This window comes from Pseudomonas sp. 21LCFQ02, from assembly GCF_024129895.2.
Taxonomy (GTDB): Bacteria; Pseudomonadota; Gammaproteobacteria; order Pseudomonadales; family Pseudomonadaceae; genus Aquipseudomonas.
In genome coordinates, this window is record NZ_CM178749.1 from 5,300,770 (window position 1) to 5,320,659 (window position 19,890).

The 19,890-nt window shown below is 60.5% G+C and carries 18 protein-coding genes and 1 pseudogene; 6 read left to right on the forward strand and 13 right to left on the reverse strand.

The features are described from left to right. The first annotated feature begins 442 nt into the window (after positions 1-442). Positions 443-1,744 (forward strand): MATE family efflux transporter, encoded by a 1,302-nt coding sequence (locus tag NJC40_RS23910; protein ID WP_253141131.1) that lies wholly within the window; start codon positions 443-445, stop codon positions 1,742-1,744. Between the two features lie 114 nt (positions 1,745-1,858). Here the strand turns inward: NJC40_RS23910 and NJC40_RS23915 are convergent, their stop codons facing one another. From NJC40_RS23915 to folE2, 4 genes are all read right to left on the reverse strand, one after another. After that, entirely contained in the window at positions 1,859-3,019 is a 1,161-nt protein-coding gene (locus NJC40_RS23915) for an acetyltransferase domain-containing protein (protein ID WP_253141130.1), read from the reverse strand. Positions 3,020-3,116: 97 nt separating this feature from the next. After that, positions 3,117-3,524 carry an RNA polymerase-binding protein DksA gene (gene dksA / locus NJC40_RS23920; protein ID WP_253141129.1) on the reverse strand — a complete coding sequence of 136 codons (408 nt, stop codon included), beginning with the start codon at positions 3,522-3,524 and terminating at the stop codon, positions 3,117-3,119. An 18-nt stretch (positions 3,525-3,542) separates the two neighbouring features. Next, on the reverse strand, positions 3,543-4,103 hold the full coding sequence (locus tag NJC40_RS23925) for a gamma carbonic anhydrase family protein (protein ID WP_253141128.1): 561 nt from the start codon (positions 4,101-4,103) through the stop codon (positions 3,543-3,545). A 10-nt stretch (positions 4,104-4,113) separates the two neighbouring features. After that, complete coding sequence (folE2, locus tag NJC40_RS23930) at positions 4,114-5,019, reverse strand: GTP cyclohydrolase FolE2 (protein ID WP_253141127.1); 906 nt, start codon at positions 5,017-5,019, stop codon at positions 4,114-4,116. Between the two features lie 224 nt (positions 5,020-5,243). Here folE2 and NJC40_RS23935 point away from each other — a divergent pair, with 224 nt between their 5' ends. Then, a complete protein-coding gene (locus NJC40_RS23935; RefSeq protein WP_253141126.1) occupies positions 5,244-6,143 on the forward strand; it encodes an AEC family transporter in 900 nt (299 codons plus the stop codon). A 182-nt stretch (positions 6,144-6,325) separates the two neighbouring features. Here the strand turns inward: NJC40_RS23935 and phnN are convergent, their stop codons facing one another. The 4 genes and pseudogenes from phnN to NJC40_RS23955 form a co-directional block, all read right to left on the reverse strand. Further along, positions 6,326-6,877: a phosphonate metabolism protein/1,5-bisphosphokinase (PRPP-forming) PhnN gene (gene phnN / locus NJC40_RS23940; RefSeq protein WP_253141125.1), complete on the reverse strand. Its 552-nt coding sequence runs from the start codon at positions 6,875-6,877 to the stop codon at positions 6,326-6,328. An 83-nt stretch (positions 6,878-6,960) separates the two neighbouring features. After that, positions 6,961-7,953, reverse strand: a complete 993-nt coding sequence (gene phnD, locus NJC40_RS23945; protein WP_253111607.1) for a phosphonate ABC transporter substrate-binding protein — start codon at positions 7,951-7,953, stop codon at positions 6,961-6,963. Positions 7,954-8,118: 165 nt separating this feature from the next. After that, positions 8,119-8,949: a methyl-accepting chemotaxis protein gene (locus tag NJC40_RS23950; RefSeq protein WP_492180591.1), complete on the reverse strand. Its 831-nt coding sequence runs from the start codon at positions 8,947-8,949 to the stop codon at positions 8,119-8,121. 75 nt (positions 8,950-9,024) lie between these two features. After that, positions 9,025-10,011, reverse strand: a pseudogene (locus NJC40_RS23955) (cache domain-containing protein); the annotation flags it as partial. Positions 10,012-10,354: 343 nt separating this feature from the next. Here NJC40_RS23955 and NJC40_RS23960 point away from each other — a divergent pair. From NJC40_RS23960 to NJC40_RS23970, 3 genes are all read left to right on the forward strand, one after another. Then, the gene (locus NJC40_RS23960; RefSeq protein ID WP_253111603.1) at positions 10,355-11,179 is read left to right on the forward strand and encodes an HDOD domain-containing protein; all 825 of its coding nucleotides are present in this window, start codon (positions 10,355-10,357) and stop codon (positions 11,177-11,179) included. A gap of 173 nt (positions 11,180-11,352) precedes the next feature. Beyond that, positions 11,353-12,285, forward strand: coding sequence for an aldo/keto reductase (locus NJC40_RS23965; protein WP_253141123.1), 933 nt, complete (start codon positions 11,353-11,355; stop codon positions 12,283-12,285). A gap of 3 nt (positions 12,286-12,288) precedes the next feature. Beyond that, complete coding sequence (locus NJC40_RS23970) at positions 12,289-13,617, forward strand: NTP/NDP exchange transporter (RefSeq protein ID WP_253141122.1); 1,329 nt, start codon at positions 12,289-12,291, stop codon at positions 13,615-13,617. Here NJC40_RS23970 and NJC40_RS23975 read toward each other — a convergent pair. Both NJC40_RS23975 and NJC40_RS23980 read right to left on the reverse strand, forming a co-directional pair. After that, complete coding sequence (locus NJC40_RS23975) at positions 13,568-14,725, reverse strand: HPP family protein (RefSeq protein WP_084710143.1); 1,158 nt, start codon at positions 14,723-14,725, stop codon at positions 13,568-13,570. The genes NJC40_RS23970 and NJC40_RS23975 overlap by 50 nt on opposite strands. 187 nt (positions 14,726-14,912) lie before the next feature. Continuing rightward, positions 14,913-15,917 (reverse strand): alpha/beta hydrolase, encoded by a 1,005-nt coding sequence (locus NJC40_RS23980; RefSeq protein ID WP_045492617.1) that lies wholly within the window; start codon positions 15,915-15,917, stop codon positions 14,913-14,915. Positions 15,918-16,159: 242 nt separating this feature from the next. Between NJC40_RS23980 and NJC40_RS23985 the strand changes: the two genes are divergently transcribed. Continuing rightward, entirely contained in the window at positions 16,160-17,068 is a 909-nt protein-coding gene (locus tag NJC40_RS23985; RefSeq protein WP_045492620.1) for a LysR substrate-binding domain-containing protein, read from the forward strand. Positions 17,069-17,173: 105 nt separating this feature from the next. Here NJC40_RS23985 and pstB read toward each other — a convergent pair whose 3' ends face one another. From pstB to pstC, 3 genes are read right to left on the reverse strand one after another with little or no spacing between them, the layout of a single operon-like run. After that, on the reverse strand, positions 17,174-17,953 hold the full coding sequence (gene pstB / locus NJC40_RS23990; protein ID WP_045492623.1) for a phosphate ABC transporter ATP-binding protein PstB: 780 nt from the start codon (positions 17,951-17,953) through the stop codon (positions 17,174-17,176). Beyond that, positions 17,953-18,834, reverse strand: a complete 882-nt coding sequence (gene pstA / locus NJC40_RS23995) for a phosphate ABC transporter permease PstA (protein ID WP_045492626.1) — start codon at positions 18,832-18,834, stop codon at positions 17,953-17,955. Before pstA ends, pstB begins: the two co-directional genes overlap by 1 nt. Further along, positions 18,831-19,826, reverse strand: a complete 996-nt coding sequence (pstC, locus tag NJC40_RS24000) for a phosphate ABC transporter permease subunit PstC (RefSeq protein ID WP_045492629.1) — start codon at positions 19,824-19,826, stop codon at positions 18,831-18,833. Before pstC ends, pstA begins: the two co-directional genes overlap by 4 nt. Positions 19,827-19,890 lie beyond the last annotated feature (64 nt).

Consider the following 19,890-nt stretch of genomic DNA (forward strand, 5'->3'; position numbering starts at 1 on the left):
AAGGATACTGCCGACAGGGAGTTGGAATGGTCTGGGACAAAAAACCCGCTTCGGCGGGTTTTTTATTGCCTGCATGATGGCGCGCAAGGCCATCCAAGAGGATCATCGGGCGCTGCGAGCAATAGGCTCGTCCGTCCGAATTGAAGTTGCCGGCCAGCCGATGTCCTCTAATGAGAGCCAGCAAGAAACGTGCTCATGTCCTGCGTCCCTTGTGCGATGTTCAGTCACGGCCTGCTAACTCTTCAGCAACTCAGACAGTGTTTTTAAATCACTGCATGTTTATCGATGTACGAAATTTCATACACATCGCTCAAAAAGCCCCTACATCACAGCGCGTCTCGCCCCCCTTTGCAGCGGCGTCGCTACCCAAAAAAATCGAACGTGCAGCACACCGCTGCCCAATGGAGGAAAACCACATACTTTCTATCCGGGAGGGTACGTCATGAACTACAGTGCATTCGCAGCGACCTCTCTGCCGTCTTTTGTGATTACCCGTGCGTTCCCTTTGCTCGGTATTTCCACACTTTTCTCGCTGATTGCTTATACCGCCCCCGACGCGCTGGCGATCGTTTCTTACACGATTGCATTTTTTTCTATTATTGCTGCGACGATACCGGTGCTGCTATCCACAGTCAGCAACACCGTAGCAAGGATCAAAATAGACGCTGAAAAAATGGATGAGTTTTTCTCAGGCGGTTTTACCCTTTCGCTGGCGTTGGGCTTCATCGCTTGTTTGCTGTGCACCATTGCCTTGGCGATCGTTCTTCAGCTGCCGAGCGCCGAGATTCTAGGCAGTGCAACCCTGGTAAATCTATCGATCATTTATATTCCGGCCGCCACGCTTCTGCCAATCAACATCTTCTTACAGTCATTTTCCGAGGCGACCGGCAAAGCTCAACAATCGGCCAAATTGAAAACCCTGATCACGATAACCGGCATCATTTATCTGACCGCATCATTTTCTTGCTGCCCGCCAGAGCATTTTAAATACTACGCACTCGCTTACTTTCTAGTTACAGAAACGCTGTCACTCATCAGCTTTTTGAGCATCAACAAGGGCTATCGTCGCTTTTCAGTAAGCAACGCAGCCTGTGTGGCCTCCCCATTACTAAAAAAAGGGGCGGCCATTGCCGGAGGAATGATCGGGCAAAAAATATATTTCTTTCTAGTCGTGGAGCGGCTTGCAGCTACAAACTTAAGCCTCAACAAAGAGCTATCCGTCACGATGAGCATCATCACTCTGCTGACCATTCCGTCTCTGGCATTCAGTCAGGTGCATAGCATTTACACAAGCTCAGAGCTTTCAGAGAAAAAAAGCAACTACCGTCACGGACTGATCTGGACCGCCGCGCTTAGCACGACAATCACAGTCATAATCATTTTTACCGGCGAAAAAATCTTCAGCCTCTACAGTAACAACTCCGTCATCTATGATAAAAGCCTTGCATGGAGCCTCATAACCTTCACGAACTGCAGCGCTTTCCTGGCACTTGCAACAGGACACTTAAGAGCATTGAACCGCACCACCGCTCCACAATTAATAATCAACGCTCTTATGCTGGGAATGTTGATACCCATCGTCTACGCCATTAACTGGGATTATGAAAAAATAACATTACTTCTTCACCTACAGGCCTCAACGCTGGCACTGGCTTTTTTCATCCTGCACAGCCGAATCATTTCATTACAGAAGGCTAAACCTGTCATTGCTCCAGTTCTCCCCCCTCAACGGACAGTCCCGTGATGCTCCCAACCATCCAGGCAAGAAGGCATTGGCTGGCGTGTTTTCATTGATTGCCCTGACATCTCTCCCGCCCGAATCCATGGGGCGGGAAAGACTCAAGGTGATAGTGCAATGTCAGAGGTACTTCAACCAGGCAATATCCCGGCGTCGCGCCTTGAGCGTCGCGAACCAGCGCACCGCCGGGAACAGCGCCACGGCCAGCAGCACTGAGGCCAGCCACACCGCGCCCATGCCGTCGAAACCGAAGTACTTGCCCTGATTGGTGCCCCATAGCGCCACGGCCATCAGGTAGAGGACTTTCAGCACGTACAGGTGCAGCAGGTAGAAGAACATGGGTGCCGCGCCAAAGATCACCAACGGCTTGAGCCAGGCGCGCTGCTGCCAGCGTTCGAAGGCGATCAGGATCAGCAGACCGATGCCCAGGGTCAGGCTGATGAACAATAGCGACGGCGGGTATTTGGTGATGTTGAAGAAGCTCATCAGCGTCTGCACGCCGGTTTCGCCAACGCTCCAGGGTTTCTCGCCATAACCGTTGAGCAGACGCAGCAGTACAAACACCGTCAACAGGCCCAGGCCTGAGAACAGCAGCTTGCTGCGCCGGCTGGCGGCGTCTGCCTGGCTGGCAAACCACGGGCCGGCGGCGTAGCCCAGCGCGATAACGCCAATCCACGGCAACACCGGATACGAGGTTCTCAGACGCAGGTCTTGGGCGACTTCGATCCAGCCACGATCATGCAGGATTGCCCACGGTACATGCAGGGCCGACTCGATACCGAAGTGCAGGCCGTCGAGCAGGTTGTGACCCGCGACAATCAGTACCCCGAGGCCGATCAGCGCGGCACGCGGCAGGTAGACCAGCGCTGACAGGGCAATCATGCTCAGGCCGATGGCCCAGATCACCTGCAGGTAGATGACCGAAAACGGGAACTGGAAGGTCCAGGCGAAGTTGACCAGGGTGAACTCCAGCACCACCAGAAACAGACCGCGCTTGAACAGAAACGCCGACACATCACCGCGCCCGCTGTATTTTTCACCGAACAGAAACGCTGACAGGCCGGTCAGAAACACAAACAACGGCGCACACAGGTGCGCCAGAGTCCGACTGAAGAACAGCTCCGGCGCGGTGGTGGCGACGTCCATCGGGTCGCCGACCTGGCGATGCAGAAAGAAGGTTTCGCGCACGTGGTCCAGAAGCATGAAGAGAATGATCAACCCGCGCAGGGCGTCGATCGAGCGCAGTCTTGAAGCTGGCTTGGGGGCAACAACGGTGGTCATGAAGCGGTGATGTCCGTGGTAAGGGGTGGTGTGTGATGCCGTGTGGTTTACCCAGGAGCAGCCGGGCGGCGTGAAGTTCTCGCGGCTCAAGCCGCAGCTACGAATGATCGCGCTGATGCCGCTCGCGCAGCTCCTGGCGCTCTTTGGCCTCAATGCACAAACTGGCCGTGGGACGCAGCAGCAGGCGTTTCAGACCGATCGGTTCACCGGTTTCGGCGCACCAGCCGAACTCGCCACGGGCCAGCCGCTCCAGTGCCTCGTCGATCTTGTCGAGCAGTTTTTTCTCGCGCTCCAGCACCCGCAGTTGCCACTGACGTTGTTCTTCGGCGGCGCCAATGTCGGCCAGGTCGCTGGCGGGTTCGTATTCTCGCAGGTCGATGAACTCGCTGGAAATCCGTGTTTGCAATTCAGTGCGCTGACTCATCAGCAGCTCACGAAAGAACGCCTGCTGAGTGTCATCCATGTAGCGCTCGGCCGGCTGGGCCAGCAGTTCCTGTTCGGTCATGGCAATGCCCCTCGGTATTCAGAATTCGTTTTGCAGCGCCTTGTAGCCGCGCACCAGGTCGATATTGGTCCGCGCTACGTCCTCCGAGAACTCCGAGGCCGACACGCTGACCGGCGGAAATTGACTGAGGTCGGTGGCCGGGCCGATCCGCGTGGTGGACGGCACGTAGAAGCTGGCCGGCAGGTCGCGGCCATCGACCACCGAGTTGTGACGCACCACACTGCCGTCGCCGACCTTGCAGTTAAACAGCACGCTGTTGAAGCCAATGAACACCCGGTCGCCGACTTCACAGGGGCCGTGAACAATCGAGCGATGGGCGATGGAGCTGTATTGGCCGATGGTCACCGCCGCACCGGACTTGGAGTGGATCACCACGCCGTCCTGAATGTTGGAATTGGCACCGATGACAATAGGCTCCATATCACCACTGGCATCCACCTCGTCGGCGCGGATGACCGCGTAAGGGCCGACGAACACGTTTTCGTGGATGATGACCTTGCCGCAGATAATCGCGGTCTTGTCGATGTAGGCTGACTCGGCAATGACCGGCAGGTGGCCGGACGGGTTCTTGCGGATCACGCGATTATCCTCAGGTCAGGTAGTTGGAGGTCTGGGCCACGGCATCGTGGGGATGCAGGCTTTCCAGATGGCGGACGCTGACGCTGGAGGCGGCAAAGCGCCCTTCCAGGGCCTGCTGGATCTTGCGCGCGGCGTCTTCGACGTACATCAGGTTCTGCCCGTTGAGGCGCGCAAAGGCCTGCTCGTCGGCCCGTTTGACGGCGGTCTGCACCGGGGTACCGAGGGCACGCTCGGTGGTGTCGATCAGTTCCATCAGGCGCAGGCCTTCAGCCTGTTCGGGAATACGCACCTGCACCCGCGCCACACTGCGCTGGCTGTGCGGGGTGGCGTGCGAGCCGTTCTCGCGCAGCCATACCGCCACCTCGCCCGGGTCCAGCGCGGTCTGGCCGGCAAAGCGGGTGCGAAACGCCTCTTCGAGCAACTGCCGCGACAGCGCCGCCGAGCACGGGCAGGTCGATGAATAGGTCACCTCCACGGTCACGTCCAATTGCAGACGGCCTTTGCTCCAGACCGCTTCGAGCGTGGCCGGATAGGACTTCCAGCCGCTCAGGCCCGCGGTCACCAGCGCCGGGCGGCGGCACAGCAGGCTGAAGGCCAGCCGCAACCGGGCGCGGCTGGAGCGGCAGTCGGCATGACTCTCGACCATCGCTTCGAGCAGCGCGTACACGCTTTGCACCGTCAGGGTCTGTTGCTCGGCAAAGCCATCGAGCAAGCGATACAGGCGCGACATGTGAATGCCTTTGACGCTCGGATCGGCAAGCTCGACCTGCACGTCGGCACTGGCATGCAGTGGGTACTTCTGGCCGGGTTCATCCAGGCGCAGGGGCAGTTCGATGCCCTGCATGCCGACCCAGTCCAGAGGCATCAGAGCGGCGGAGATTTCAGTGAGGGCTACGTCGGGGAGGGAGCTGGTCATGATGGCGTACGTCTCGTTCAGGCCAGAGTTTACTCGGGCATCGGCCTGGGCCTGGCAAATTTGAAACAATATAACATCAAATTTAACAACCAAGTCACGCACTATCTTTTTCGCCTTTTCCTGCTCTCGTTCGCAAACGACCGGGTTAGACAGGTGCGCTGCGAATCACAGCCCGGCATACTGCCCGCCCTCAGTGCCTGAAACTCACCAGAAGGAACCGTGCCGTGGCCGTTATCCAGGCGATCCTGCCCATTTTCCTGTTGATTGTACTCGGCTACGGGCTGGGCCTGCGCAAGGTGATCGCCGGTGAAAATGCCAAGGCGTTGAGCACCCTGGCGTTCAAGCTGTTCATGCCCATGGTGCTGTTTACCGGGATGATCAAGGCGCCGCTGCACGAGGGGCTGGACGTCGGCGTGCTGGCTGGGTATTTCGTGCCGGCGCTGCTGATCTTCATCCTGGTCAATCTGCTGACCCACCGCTGGAGCCAGCGCCCCACGCCATTCGGCCTGACCGCGAGCTTTTCCAACAACATCCTGATCGGCATTCCGTTGGTAGGCTCGCTGTTCGGCCCGCCGGGGCTGTTGCTGCTGTTCACGGTAATCTCGATCCACAGCCTGCTGCTGTTCAGCTTCCACAGCCTTTACGAAACCGTTACCGGCTCGGCGGCGTTCAACGCACGCTCGCTGATCGCCAGCCTGGCCAACCCGATCATCATCGGCCTGTTGGCCGGCATGGCGGTCAATCTGTCGGGTTTGCATCTGCCGCTGTGGGCCGATCAGCTAAGCAACTGGCTGGCCCAGGCCGCCCTGCCCTGCTCGTTGCTGGTGCTGGGCGCCAACCTGTCCGGCTACCGCCTGACCCCGACCCGTGAGGCGCTGAGCATCACCTTCGCCAAACTGGCGCTGATGCCGCTGCTGGTGCTGTTGGCCTGCGTAGTGCTGGGTATCACGGGCATGCCGCGTGCGGTGCTGGTGCTGATGGCCGCAGGACCCAGCGGGGTGAATGTGCTGGCCTTCGCCACGACCCAGCAAGACCGCCAGAAGACCAGCTCGGCGATTGCCCTGACCACACTGCTGTCGGTGGTGACCTTGCCGCTGTGGATGTGGGTGGCGCACGCGCTGTAAGGAGCCAGCTAGTGGCTCTGCATACAGATTCCGACCGGCTGAGCGCGACCGCCGCAGGAGCTGCTTTAGCAGCGAAGATGTGTAGAGCGACACATATGTTCGGCTGATATAGGTCAATTCGCGGCTAAAGCCGCTCCTACGGGCACCGTGATCAGTCCGTCAAAATCACCGTGCAGAGCCAGCTAGTGCGCAAGGTAGCCGATCAACCGGGCAACGCTGTCGTGCAGCGCCCCGGAATTATCCAATAACCGCACATCCGGCGCTTCGGCCAGCAGCTCACTGGCAAAGCGCGCATTGCGCTGCAAGCGCGCTTCGATTTCGGCCAGCGGCTCGCGGCCTCGGGCCAGCAGGCGCTGGCGCAGGATGTCAGGATCGACGGTAAGCAGGATCGCCAACAGATCGGGGTAGCGTTGCCGGGTGGCGTGCAGGTGGCCGCGTGAGCCATTGACCAGTACATCGTTGCCGGCCGCCAGCCACTGGTCTATTTCGATGGGGATGCCGTAATGCAACCCATTGGCTTGCCAATCCAGGGCAAACGCGCCTTGGGCCTTGAGGTGCTGGAACTGCTCGACACTGACTGCCTCGGCGGCCTCGCCCACCGCTTCGGCAGAACGGGTGATGACCCGGCGTACTACCTTACAGCCGCGTGCTGCCAGGCTATCGCGGGCGGCATCGAGCAAACTGTCCTTGCCGGAGCCGGACGGCCCGATGAGATAGATCAACCTGCCCGGCATGCCCTGTCCTCTTGTACGATGATTCGAACGCGGCGAATGATAATCGCTGCGCAGCAGAATCCATAGTGCCCTGCTACTGAAGGTCACGGCCCGCTTTGCTTGCCAGGCACACTGATACGATCCTGCAAACGGGCCAGCTCAGCGTCGATGGCGCGCAATCGGGCTTTTTTCTGATCAACGCTCAGCGTGCTGGCCGCCACTTCAGTGCGCTGCTTGAACAACAGCAACTGGCGGATCGGTAGCAACTGATCGTTGTCCGAGGCAATGAACGAGGTTTGCTGCAGCCCTTTGAGCACCGCTTTTTCATGCTCGTTAGCGCCATAGCTCAGCAGGAAGCTGCGAATTTTTGCTCGGCTCTGCTGGCTCAGCGACGTGCGCCACAGGACCGGGTCCGAAGGGATCAACCGGGATTTCCAGATGATCTTCAACTGGCTCAATTGCTCGGGATGGGTCAGTTGCAGGCGGTCCCAGTTTTCGCTGTTGAAGCTTGCGGCATCAAGTTTACCGTTGGCAACATCCAGCGCATTGGCTTCGTGGCTCTGATTGACGGTGCGCTTGAACGCCTTGGCCGGGTCAACCTGCTGGCGAGCGAAAACGTAGTAACCGGGCACCAGATAACCTGAAGTCGAATTCAGGTCGCCGTTACCAAAGGTCAGTTGCGGTGCAAGGCGCAGCAAGTCGCCGACGTTATTGACCGGGCTGTCTTTACGCGCGATCAGCAGACCGTAATAACCAGGCATACCGTGTTCCATGGCGGTCTGGGCGAAAACCTCGGCACCGGAATGATCCACCGCCTCCACCGCAGCCATGTTCCCCAACCAGGCAACATCGATGCGCTGCGCCCGCATGCCTTCGATCAAGTGGGCGTAGTCACTGGCAAACACCGCCTCCACCGGCAAGCCCGTCTGGCGCGTCATGTCGTCGAGCAACGGCTGCCAGATGGCGTGCAGGTTTTCTCTGGACTCGGTGGACAGCAGGCCGAAGCGGATGGCTTGCTCCTGGCCGTGAGCGCTGGTCAGCAGACACAATGCCAGGCTAACGACAGACACCAGCAGACGCACTAGGCGGTGCAACATGCAGAGGCTCCCAAAATGACCAGCAGACTTGATGCCGGGCAGCCTGGCGGATGACAGGCTGCGGCCGCGCGGTGCAACGCAGTGTACCGCACCGCGCTTGTATCACAATTTGTTGCCAATTCAATGACATGCGCCTGCGATCAGCAATCGTTCAGGCGCTGCGGTTCAGATGCGGAACGAGCCTACCAACTGCTGCAAACGACGGGTCTGCTGCTCCAGCGAGTTGCAGGCCTGCAAGGTCAGCTTGAGGTTATCAACGCCTTGCTGGTTGAGGCTGTTGATCTGGCTGATGTCCATGTTGATCGACTCGACCACCGCCGTCTGTTGTTCTGTGGCGGCGGCCACCGACTGGTTCATCTCATTGATCTCGTCGATTCGCTGAGTCACGCTGCCCAGACGTTCACCGGCGCGGTTGGTGATGTCGACACTGGACTCGCTGTGACGCTGGCTCGCCAGCATGGTCGTTACCGCGTCCCGGGCACCGGTCTGCAGTTCTTCGATCATGCCCTGCACTTGCTGCGCCGAGTCCTGGGTGCGGTGCGCCAGGTTGCGCACTTCATCGGCGACCACAGCAAAACCACGCCCGGCTTCACCGGCCCGCGCCGCTTCGATGGCGGCGTTGAGCGCCAGCAGGTTGGTCTGCTGGGAAATACCGGTGATCACTTCGAGAATCTGACCGATATTGGCGGTCTTGCCGTTAAGCGACTCGATGCGCGCGCAGGACTCACTGATCTTGGCTGATAGCTCGTTCATCGCGCCAATCGATTGCTGCACCACCTGACGGCCGTCACCGGCCAGTTGGCTGGCGTCGCCAGACTTCTGCGAGGTCTGCGCCGCATTGCGGGCGATTTCCTGGGCGGCAGCCCCCAGTTCATTGATTGCCGCCGCCACGCTTTCGGTACGGTGCGCCTGCTCGTCGGAACTGCCAATCGATGAGTTGGAAGCCTGGACCACCTGATTGGCCACATCGCCCAGTTGCGCGGCGGTCGACGCCACTTCCCGGATCGAGGTGTGGATCCGCTCGACGAACTGGTTGAACGAACGCGCCAGCTCGCCGAATTCATCCTGGGAGGTGATATTCAGGCGCTTGGTCAGGTCGCCCTCGCCCGCCGCAATGTCACGCATCGCACTGCCCATCTGGTGCAACGGCTGCATCAGCACGCGGATCAGCAGCCCCAGAATCAAGATCACCGCCAGCACCACCACCAGCATCGCAGTGATGGCTGAGCTGCGGAATTCGCCGAGCATCGCATAGGCCGCGTCACGCTCCAGCACCAAGGCCACATACCAGCGGCTCGATGTCGGCCCTTCGACCGGGGTAAAAGCAATGATCTCGGCCTTGTCGGCCGACTCGATTTCGCTGACACCTGCCGCGACCTTCGGGGTGTTGTCCGGGTAGACCTCGCTGAGCGGCTTGAGCACCCTATTGGCGTCCGGGTGAATCAGGATCTTGCCGTCGGCGCTGACAATAAACGCATAACCATGACCGCCAAAGTTCAGCGAATTGATGGTCTTGCTGATGCTCTCCAGGCTGATGTCGGCCGCTGCAACACCGATCATTTGCCCTTGCTGGCTGACCGGGGTCGCAACGGTGACTACCAGTTTTCCGCTGGAGCTGGCGATATAGGGTTCGGTCACGATGGTCTTGCCCGCGCCTTGCGCCGCCTTGTACCAACCCCGCGCACGTGGGTCATAGTCGGCCGGGCGGTTACCGGCGGGGATGGAGAACATCACGCCATCAGCGCCACCGAAGTAGCTCAACAGGAAGTTCTCGGTGTAGGCCGGCAGGTTGATTGCCCGGCGCAACTGCGCTTGTTCCTTGCCGTCAGCAGCGATCTGCTGGCCCATCGACTGCACCAGTTGGCCACGCCCCTCCAGCCAGGTCTGGATATTCTGGGTGGTCAATGTCCCCAACTGCTGCAATTCGCCCAGCACGTTGGTCTTCAATGTCTGCCGTTGCCGGTAGTCATTGACCACGATAAATACGGTAAACGCCACGCCCACGGTCAGTGCCGCCGCCAGCAGGATCTTCTTGCTGAAACCCAGACTTCTCATCATGTTGACTCTTTCCACAGGGCTGCATCAGGGAGGCAGGCACTTTTTTAAACAGGGGTGTTACCCGGCCAATCCTGCGGCACAAAAGGTATAGGTATAACCGGTATAGAGCCCATAACGGCCTCTTGATATCACAGCAACGGCTGTATTTCATGACAAAACGTCCATCGGTCATGAAAAAGCCGCATGGCCTGCCAGCGCGTATGTTGCCTACCGGATGTTATCGGCATTGAAGCTGGGTTCTGCACCCGCCTGTGGATTGTTTCTCAACCTGACGCACGACCCGTGCAAGCCTGGAAATACTGACTATCGTTGCAATCATCCCGACGTGATGAGGATGCGCCCCATGGAGATTGAAAAACTGTTTGCCGACCTGCAGAGCCTGCCCAGCATCCCCAAGGTTGCCCAGGATCTATTGCTGCAATTCGACAATCCTTCGTCCAACCTGGAAAGTGTTTCACGCAATATCGAAAAAGACCCGGTGATCTCCGCGAAGATCCTGCGGTTGGCCAACTCGGCACGGTTTCGCGGGTCGCGAGAATCGTCGAGCATCGAAGATGCTGCCATGCGCCTGGGCTTCAATACCCTGCGTACACTGGTGCTGGCTTCAGCGGTAACCGGCGCGTTCAAGGCAGTGCCCAACTTCGATCTCAAAGGTTTCTGGCTGACCAGCTTTCAGGTCGCGGGCGTGGCCCGGCTGCTGGCCAAGCAAAGCGGCGCCGACGCCGAAATAGCCTTCACGTGCGGGGTGATGCACAACATCGGCGAGCTGCTGATCCAGACCGGCGCTCCGGCGGTGGCTGAACGTCTGAACAGCGCTGCAAGATCCGGATCGTCCGGCCGGGTGGCCAACGAGACCCTGCAACTGGGCTTCGGCTATCCGGAGGTGGGCGCAGAGTTGGCCAAGCGCTGGAACCTGCCCAAGGTGATTCAACAAGCCATCGCTTTTCAGGCCCGGCCCATGCAGGCACCCGACAACGCCCCGCTGCCACGGATCATCGCCCAGTCCATCGTGATTTCCGATGCCCTGAACGAACATGGCGGCCCGACCCCGCAAGCCCGCGAAGCGATCAGCGGCCCACTGTTCGAAGGCGTCGATCTGGACCGGTTGTTCGACAGCCTGCCGGCTGTGCTGGAGGCAGACAAGGCATTCGAGCAGTTGTTGAGCTGAGGCGCCGCTGAAGGAGCAGCCGGGCGGCGATCCGCAAAAGGGTTCCCGGCTGAAGCCGGTCGTAGAGCTATCAGATTCAGGCCCCTGCGGTCGGAACATGGCCATCAATCGATGCACCAACGTATAGACTGTGACGAATGTAGTGAGCAGTTCTCATTCGCAGGAGGCTATGGATGGCGACTCGCAGAGCCGTATTGGGTGGCATGGCGGTATTAGGGGCGGGTTTTCTGGTCAGCGGTGCCGGGCGCTTTGCGACGCCGCTCAATCCACCGTTGAGCGGTGCCCCGCCGCAGACCCGCGCTGTCCCGTCCAGCGCCGAGCTGTTGCCGGTGATCGGCATGGGCACCTCGGGCAGTTTCGATGTCGGCACCAGCCAGGCTGAACGCGATCCGCTGCGTGAAGTGTTGAAGACTTTTTTCTCCGGCGGCTCGACCCTGATCGACACGGCGCCCGGCTATGGCCGCGCCGAAACAGTGCTGGGTGACCTGCTCGCCGAGCTGGGCCTGCGTGACAAGGCGTTTCTGGCCACCAAACTGGCCGCGCACGGCCGCCAGGCCGGGCTGGCGCAGTTTCAGCGCTCTCTGGACGCGCTGCGCACCGACAAGGTTGAGCTACTGCAGGTGCACACGCTGCAGGACTGGCAGACCCAACTGGCGCTGATCAATGACCTCAAGGCCGAGGGCAAGACCCGCTACAGCGGAGTGACCCACTATCTGGAACACGGCCATGCAGAACTGGCAGCCGTGCTGCGCCAGAGCCGTCCGGATTTTGTTCAGGTCAATTATTCAGTGTCGACTCGCGGCGCGGAAAAAACCGTATTTCCGGTCGCCCGCGAGCTGGGCGTCGCGGTGCTGGTCAATCGGGCCTTTGATGACGGCAAGTTGTTCGATCGCGTGCAGAACAAACCGCTGCCAGGCTGGGCCGCCGATGTCGGCATCATGTCCTGGGCCCAGGCGTTTCTGCGCTTTGCCCTGAGCGACCCGGCAGTCACTGCGGTGATTCCCGCCACTGGCCGACCGACTCGCCAGCGCGACAATTTGCTCGCCGGGTTTGGCGAGCCACTCAATGCTGCGCAGCGCCAGTCGCTCATTGACCTGATCGGCTGACCCATGCCCATCGCATTCGCTGCCCGCCTGCGCCGGCTATTGAATGTCAGCCCCGGTGAAGAACGAGTCGTCAGCCTGGGCCTGGCCATGTTCATGCTGCTGTTCACCGGCTATTTCATGTTGCGCCCAGTGCGCGAAGTGATGGGGCTGGCCGGCGGGGTCGATAACCTGCAATGGCTGTTTACCGCCACCTTCATCGCCACCCTGGCCGCCTTGCCGCTGTTCGGCCTGCTGGCTTCACGACTGAACCGCAGGTCGCTGCTCAGTGCGGTATTCGGTTTTTTCGTGCTCAACCTGTTGGTCTTTGCCCTGCTCATCCAACGCGATCCAGATAACGTCTGGACCGGGCGAACGTTCTATGTGTGGCTGTCGGTGTTCAACCTGCTGAGCATCTCGCTGGCCTGGAGCGTGCTGGCCGATGTGTTCAGCAGCGCGCAGGCCAGGCGGGTATTTGCCCTGATGGCCGGTGGCGCCAGTTTCGGCGGCCTGCTCGGGCCGCTGCTGGGCACTGTGCTGGTGGCGCCGCTGGGGCATGCCGGGTTATTGCTGCTGGCCGCCCTGCTCCTGGCTGGTAGCCTGCTGGCGGCCTTGAGCCTGCTGCGCTGGCGTGAGCGTGAGCCGTTGAACGAACAGCGCGCTGAGCAACGCGACAAACCGCTGGGCGGCAATCCGTTTGCCGGTGCCACGGCGGTGCTTCGCTCGCCGTTTCTGCTCGGCATTGCCCTGTTCGTGATCCTGCTGGCCAGCGCCAGCACCTTTCTGTACTTCGAGCAGGCGCGTATCGTTGCCAGCCATTTTCCTGACCGCACTACCCAGACCCAGGTGTTCGGCCTGCTCGACACGCTGGTGCAAAGCCTGGCGATCTTTACCCAGCTGTTTGTCACCGGGCGAATCGCCCAGAAGCTGGGGGTGACCGTCCTGCTGGTGGCGGTACCACTGCTGATCGCTGGCGGGTTCGTGCTGTTGGCGCTGTCGCCGGTGTTTGCGGTGTTCGCAGTGGTGATGGTGGTGCGCCGCGCCGGCGAGTACGCGCTGGTCCGGCCGGGCCGGGAAATGCTCTACACCGTGGTGTCTGCCGAGCAGAAATACAAGGCCAAGAACTTCATCGACACCGTGGTCTACCGCGGCGGCGACGCGCTCAGTGGCTGGCTCAAGCGCGGCCTGGACCTGCTCGGTGAACATCCGGCGCTGGCGATGTACATCGGCGCCGGGCTGGCATTGCTCTGGGCGTGGGTCGGGTTGCGCCTGGGTCAGGCCCAGCGTCAGCGCGAAAGCAGCAGCATCAGCTACGCACCGCGCGATACAAAGCCCGAATCAGATCCGACTGGGTGATGATGCCCACCAGGCGCTGCTTGTCGTCGATGATCGGAATGTGCCGGTGACCGTTGTCGGAGAACACCGGCACCAGATCCAGCAGCAGCCGGTCGCTGCTCGACACCCGCACGGTGCGGGTCATGATCTGCCCCACGGTACGGACCTCATCGTGCTTTTTCGGCCGCACCAGGGTGCGCAGGCGCCAGGCGATGCCATCGTGCACGTCCAGGTCGATCTGGCCCATGAAATCGGCAACCGTGACAATGCCCAGCAAATGCTGCTGACGGTCGATGACCGGCAAGGCCTTGATACGTCGTTCCCGCATCAACGCCCAGGCTTCGCGCAGCGAGGTTTCCTGGCCGACGCTCAGCGGGTTCTGGGTCATGACATCGCGGCACCGCAGATCACCGACCGAGCGCTGAAAGTTCAGCGCTTCGACCTGCTCAAGGAGCACTTCCAGATCGTCGCGGCTGACGTCGAGGATCTGGTTGTAGCGGTCCAGCACCGCATCCAGATCAGCGCGATGCAAATGGGTCGGCGCCGCCTTGGCCGGCAGCGGCAGATGCGGCCAACTGCGCCCGGTGAGGTTGTTGTAGACCAGCCCGGCCAGCACCATCAGCAACGAGTCGATCAGCACCGGGCTGAAGGCGAACTCGAAGCGGTCGCACCCCATCAGCACCATCAGCAAGGCCGAGGCGCCACCGGGCGGGTGCAGGCAGCGCATCAACAACATCACGGCGATTGCCAGCCCCACAGCCAGCGCCGCGGCCAGGCTGGCATCGGGAATCCACTTGCAGCAGGCAATGCCGACCAGCGCCGACAGGGTATTGCCGCCCACCACCGACCAAGGCTGCGCCAACGGGCTGGCGGGCACGGCAAACACCAGCACCGCACTGGCGCCCAACGGGGCGACCAGCGCCAGAGCCAGCAGGCCGTGTTCATGGGCGGCGTTGCCGTTGAGCCAGAACGCGGCACACACAGCAGCCAGCAGGATACCCAGCGCCGCACCGGTGCTGGCGCGCAGTCGTTCAAGGGCATCAATGGCATGGGGCGCAGGCCAGAATGCACGCAAAAAAGCGCTCAGACGGGCACGCAAACGGGGCTCGGAGGGTGTGGTTTCGGACATTGGGCTCGGCAGTCTGCAAAGTCGGAAAACAGCCGCCAGTGGACCTGACGGTCAGAATTTGAGCATCCGATGGTAACGCGGATTGCCTATGAGGGCGAATGGCAAGGGGAAATTCAATTCAAGTTGTGTAGCCCGCGCATTCGCTGGCAACCGGAGCGCCGGTTGCCGACGAATGCAGCACAGGCAGTTATTTCAACTGCAGCCCGGTCAGCAGGGCCTTGTGAAAGCGCTCTGGCTCTTCCATCTGCGGGGCATGGCCCAGGCCCTTGAATTCGACCAGTTCGGCATCGGGAATCAGTTTGGCCACATCCTTGCCCAGTTGCTCATACTTGCCAATCTTCGCCTTGACCTCAGGCGGCGCGATATCGCTACCGATGGCGGTGGTGTCGCGGTCGCCAATCATCAGCACGGTCGGCACCTTGAGGTTGGCAAACTCGTGGTACACCGGCTGGGTGTAGATCATGTCGTAGATCAGTGCCGAGTTCCACGCCACGGCCTGCTTGCCAGGGCCGTTGAACAGCCCGGCGAGCATGTCTACCCACTTGTCGTACTCCGGCTTCCAGCGCCCGTCGTAGTAGGTTTTCTGCTCGTACTGGCGAATGCCTTCGGCACTGACTTTCAATTCCCGCTCATACCACTGGTCTACGCTGCGGTACGGCACGCCGACGGCCTTCCAGTCTTCCAGGCCGATGGGGTTGACCATCACCAGTTTGTCGGTCTGCTCTGGATACATCAGGGCAAAGCGGGTGGCGAGCATGCCGCCGGTGGAGTGACCGACCAGCGCCACCTTGTCGATGCCCAGCTGATCGAGCAAGGCGCGGGTATTGAGCGCCAGTTGCTGAAAGCTGTACTGATAATGGCCAGGCTTGCTGGAGGTGCAGAAACCGATCTGGTCCGGGGCGATGACCCGATAACCGGCCTCGCTCAGGGTTTTGATGGTCGCCTCCCAGGTCGCGCCGCAGAAATTCTTGCCATGCATCAGCACTGCCGTGCGGCCATTGGCTTTGGCGCTCGGCGCGACGTCCATATAGCCCATTTCCAGTTTCTGGTTCTGCGACTCAAAGGCAAACTGCTTGAGCGGGTACGGGTAGCTGAAGCCTTCCAGACGTTCGCCGTAGCTTGGGGTGGCGGCCTGCACCACGCCGGGCAAGATGATGGCGGCCGCCAGGGCGGCGATCTTTGCAACCTGCATCGGACAACTCCTTTTTCTGGGCCTGGCGTTTGAGCGAAACCCGCACGCCAGACAGGTAGGTGAACCCGGCAATGTACCGGAGCAGGTCTGCACTGCGGCGGCAAAATGCCCTGCCATGCCGAAAAGTCCATTACAAAAGATTAATGCCCGATGCGGGCAGCCGCTGGACGCCGGGGCGGGTGGCTTCTTAGACTTGGCGGCGACTGACCGGCGTGTTGGGTCCGGCTGAAGGAATCCTCTCGATGAATCGTAACGAGCTGCGCAAGGCGGATATCAACCTGATGGTGGTATTCGAAACCCTGATGCAGGAACGCAATGTGACCCGTGCCGCCGAAAAGCTGTTTCTCGGCCAGCCGACGATCAGTGCCGCGCTCAACCGGCTGCGCAATCTGTTGGGCGACCCGCTGTTTGTCAGGGTCGGCCACCGTATGGAACCCACCGCCCGTGCCCACGAGATCCTCCGCCACCTGACCCCGGCACTGGACGCGATGTCCATGGCCTTGAGCCTGACCCGTGAGTTCGAGCCGGCGCAAAGCACCATGACCTTTCGTATCGGCCTGTCGGACGATGTGGAGTTCGGTCTGCTGCCTGCCCTGCTCCGCGCCCTGCGCCAGGAAGCGCCAAACGTCGTGCTGGTGGTCAAGCACGCTGACTACTGGAATATCTCCGAGCTGTTGATGTCCGGCGAAATCACCGTAGGCGTCTGCCTGACCCGCGATCTGCCGGCCAATGCCAAACGCAAGCGCCTGCGCAACTGCCAGCCAAGGGTGGTGCGCGCCGACTATTCGACCACGCCGATGAGCCTGGACGAATACTGTTCACGGCCACACGTGGTGGTCTCGCATGTAGCCAGTGTCAGCAGCTTCGCCGATGAGTGGCTGGAAGCCATCGGCCGCAAGCGCCGGGTGGTGATGTCGGTACCACGTTTTACCAGCCTGCCCGCACTGCTGGCCGGCACTGACCTGATTGCCAACCTGTCGGACTTTACCGCCACGGCGATGAGTGAACTGGGCTTGCTGCGGGATGAGGCGCTGCCCTTCGAGACACCAGGGCTGGACCTGTCGATGAGCTGGCTGAGCGTGATGGACAACGACCCGGCCGAACGCTGGCTGCGCGAGCGGATCGAGGCGTTTATGGGGGAGCGGGGATAAAAGCTTCGCGTAGAAATGCTTCGCGGCTGAAGCCGCTCCTACGGGGTCAACCCGTGTAGGAGCGGCTTCAGCCGCGAATGGGTACAGCGCTAATGACGCGATGAATCAGCCGAAGCGACCGGTGATGTAGTCTTCAGTCTGACTCTTGCTCGGCTTGGTGAACATGGTGTCGGTGTCGCCATGCTCGATCAGTTCACCCAGGAACATGAACGCGGTGTAGTCCGAGCAACGTGCTGCCTGTTGCATGTTGTGAGTCACGATGATCACGGTGAACTGCTCTTTGAGTTCGGTGATCAACTGCTCGATACGACCGGTAGAGATCGGGTCCAGCGCCGAGGTCGGTTCGTCCAGCAACAGCACCTGCGGACGCAGGGCGATGGTCCGGGCGATGCACAGACGCTGCTGCTGACCGCCGGACAAACCGGTGGCGCTCTGCTTGAGCTTGTCCTTGACCTCATCCCACAGCGCGGCGCCGCGCAGTGCCTGTTCCACCCGCTCTTCCATCTCGCGACGCGAGAGTTTCTCGTGGTGGCGGATGGCGTAGGCGATGTTGTCAAAGATCGACATCGGGAACGGCACCGGCTTCTGGAACACCATGCCGACGTGGCTGCGCAGGCGGTTCATCGAGTAGCCAGGGTCGAGGATGTTCTCACCGTTGAGCAAGACTTCGCCACGCGCTTCCTGCTTGGGGTACATCGAGTAGATACGGTTGAACACGCGCAACAGGGTCGACTTGCCGCAGCCGGACGGGCCGATGATCGAGGTGATGCGCTTCTCGGGGATCACCATGTCGATGGACTTGAGCGACTTGTGATCGTTGTAGAAGAATTCCAGGCCACGTACCTGAATCTTGGTTTTTTCGTTCGCAAGAGAAAGAGTGTTCATCAGGACGCCTTATTGCGCAGAAGAATTAAGCGAGAAGCGAGGCTCAGCAGCAGCACGAACAGGGTCATGATCAATGCGCCAGCCCAGGCCAGGGAGTGCCAGTCGTCGTACGGGCTCATCGCGTACTGGAAGACCACCACCGGAACGCTGGCGATCGGTTTGAGCAGGTCGCTGCTCCAGAACTGGTTACCGAACGCGGTGAACAGCAGCGGCGCGGTTTCACCGGTGATCCGCGCCAGCGCCAGCAGCACACCGGTGACCACACCGGCCTTGGCGGCACGCAGCACGATCTGCAGGGTCAGCTTCCATTGCGGCACACCCAGCGCCAGCGCGGCTTCACGCATGGTGGTCGGTTGCAGTTGCATCATTTCGTCGGTGGTCCGTACCACCACCGGGATCACCAGCAGCGCCAGGGCAATAGCACCGGCGATGGCCGAGAAACCGACGGTGTGGCCGCTGAATTTGTTGAGCGGCAGGATCACCACGGTGTAGACGAACAGGCCCAGAACGATCGACGGCGCCGACAACAGAATGTCGTTGATAAAGCGCACCGCGTTGCCCAGTTTGGAGTAACGGGCGAACTCGGCCAGCCAGACACCGGCCATCAGACCGATCGGAGTACCAATGACCAAGCCGATCAGCGACATCAGGATGCTGCCGTAGAAGGCGTTGGCCAGACCGCCTTCGACACCCGGCGGCGGGGTCATGCTGGTGAACAGTTGCAGGTTCAGAGCACTGACACCTTCAACGATGGTGGTAATCAGGATCCATACCAGCCACAGCAGGCCGAAGCCGGTCGCGGCGCAGCTGAGCACCATGGCGATGTTGTTCTTGAGCGCGCGAACCCGGTACAGGTTCTCGTTGGCTTTCTTGTCGCTCATAGGCCCTCCTTGCGCGACAGGCGAGACAGCATCAAGCGGGCCAGAGCCAGCACGATAAAGGTCACAACGAAGAGCAAAAAGCCCAGCGCGATCAGCGCCGAACGGTGCAGGTCGGTGTAGGACTCGTTGAATTCGTTGGCGATGACCGAAGCAATCGAGCTGCTTGGCATCATCAGCGATGGGGAGAACTGGATCGCGTTACCCAGTACAAAGGTTACCGCCATGGTTTCACCCAATGCGCGGCCCAGACCGAGGAAGACGCCGCCGACCACCGCCGAACGGGTGTAAGGCAGGACGATGTCCCAGACCACTTCCCAGGTGGTACCGCCCAACGCATAAGCCGACTCCTTGAGGGTGGTCGGTACGGTGCGGAACACTTCCTGCATTACCGAGGTAATGAACGGAATGATCATGATCGCCAGGACGATACCGGCGGTCAGCATGCCGATGCCCAGTGGCGGCCCCTGGAACAGCACACCGACCAGTGGCAGCGAGCCCAGTACGTCGTTGATCCAGGGAGAAATATGTGCGGCCATGAACGGGCCGAAAACGAACAGGCCCCACATGCCGTAGATGATCGAAGGAATACCGGCCAGCAGTTCGATAGCCGAGGCGATCGGCATGCGCAACCATGGCGGTGCAACTTCGGTCAGGAAGATGGCGATACCGAAACTTACCGGTACAGCGATCAACAAGGCCAGAAACGAGGTCACCAGGGTGCCGTAGATCGGTACCAGAGCGCCGAATTTGCCTTCGTTGACGTTCCATTCAGTGCTGGTCAGGAACCCGAAACCAAAAGTTTCGAAAGCCAGCTTTCCACCCCATAGAGTAGATGCCGCGATACAGCCCAGCAGTATCAGTACCAGCATCCCCGAAGCCTGCAGGGTACGCCGGAACCATACGTCATGGCGATGATCGCGCTGGGCGCGCTTTTCGCTGTCGGACTCGGCAGCGGTAAGCTCGGCGGACAGGTATTGGGTGTTTTCAGTCATTTCGATCCACTCGCAAGGGAAAGCCCCCGTCACCAGCTTGCATGGCTGATGACAGGGGTGAGCT

What these genes read in the sequence shown, in the direction of transcription:
- NJC40_RS23910 (WP_253141131.1), top strand. Translation starts at nt 443, where the DNA reads ATGAACTACAGTGCATTCGCAGCGACCTCTCTGCCGTCTTTTGTGATT.
- NJC40_RS23915 (WP_253141130.1), bottom strand. Translation starts at nt 3,019, where the DNA reads ATGACCACCGTTGTTGCCCCCAAGCCAGCTTCAAGACTGCGCTCGATC.
- dksA (WP_253141129.1), bottom strand. Translation starts at nt 3,524, where the DNA reads ATGACCGAACAGGAACTGCTGGCCCAGCCGGCCGAGCGCTACATGGAT.
- folE2 (WP_253141127.1), bottom strand. Translation starts at nt 5,019, where the DNA reads ATGACCAGCTCCCTCCCCGACGTAGCCCTCACTGAAATCTCCGCCGCT.
- phnN (WP_253141125.1), bottom strand. Translation starts at nt 6,877, where the DNA reads ATGCCGGGCAGGTTGATCTATCTCATCGGGCCGTCCGGCTCCGGCAAG.
- phnD (WP_253111607.1), bottom strand. Translation starts at nt 7,953, where the DNA reads ATGTTGCACCGCCTAGTGCGTCTGCTGGTGTCTGTCGTTAGCCTGGCA.
- NJC40_RS23960 (WP_253111603.1), top strand. Translation starts at nt 10,355, where the DNA reads ATGGAGATTGAAAAACTGTTTGCCGACCTGCAGAGCCTGCCCAGCATC.
- NJC40_RS23965 (WP_253141123.1), top strand. Translation starts at nt 11,353, where the DNA reads ATGGCGACTCGCAGAGCCGTATTGGGTGGCATGGCGGTATTAGGGGCG.
- NJC40_RS23970 (WP_253141122.1), top strand. Translation starts at nt 12,289, where the DNA reads ATGCCCATCGCATTCGCTGCCCGCCTGCGCCGGCTATTGAATGTCAGC.
- NJC40_RS23975 (WP_084710143.1), bottom strand. Translation starts at nt 14,725, where the DNA reads ATGTCCGAAACCACACCCTCCGAGCCCCGTTTGCGTGCCCGTCTGAGC.
- NJC40_RS23980 (WP_045492617.1), bottom strand. Translation starts at nt 15,917, where the DNA reads ATGCAGGTTGCAAAGATCGCCGCCCTGGCGGCCGCCATCATCTTGCCC.
- NJC40_RS23985 (WP_045492620.1), top strand. Translation starts at nt 16,160, where the DNA reads ATGAATCGTAACGAGCTGCGCAAGGCGGATATCAACCTGATGGTGGTA.
- pstB (WP_045492623.1), bottom strand. Translation starts at nt 17,953, where the DNA reads ATGAACACTCTTTCTCTTGCGAACGAAAAAACCAAGATTCAGGTACGT.
- pstA (WP_045492626.1), bottom strand. Translation starts at nt 18,834, where the DNA reads ATGAGCGACAAGAAAGCCAACGAGAACCTGTACCGGGTTCGCGCGCTC.
- pstC (WP_045492629.1), bottom strand. Translation starts at nt 19,826, where the DNA reads ATGACTGAAAACACCCAATACCTGTCCGCCGAGCTTACCGCTGCCGAG.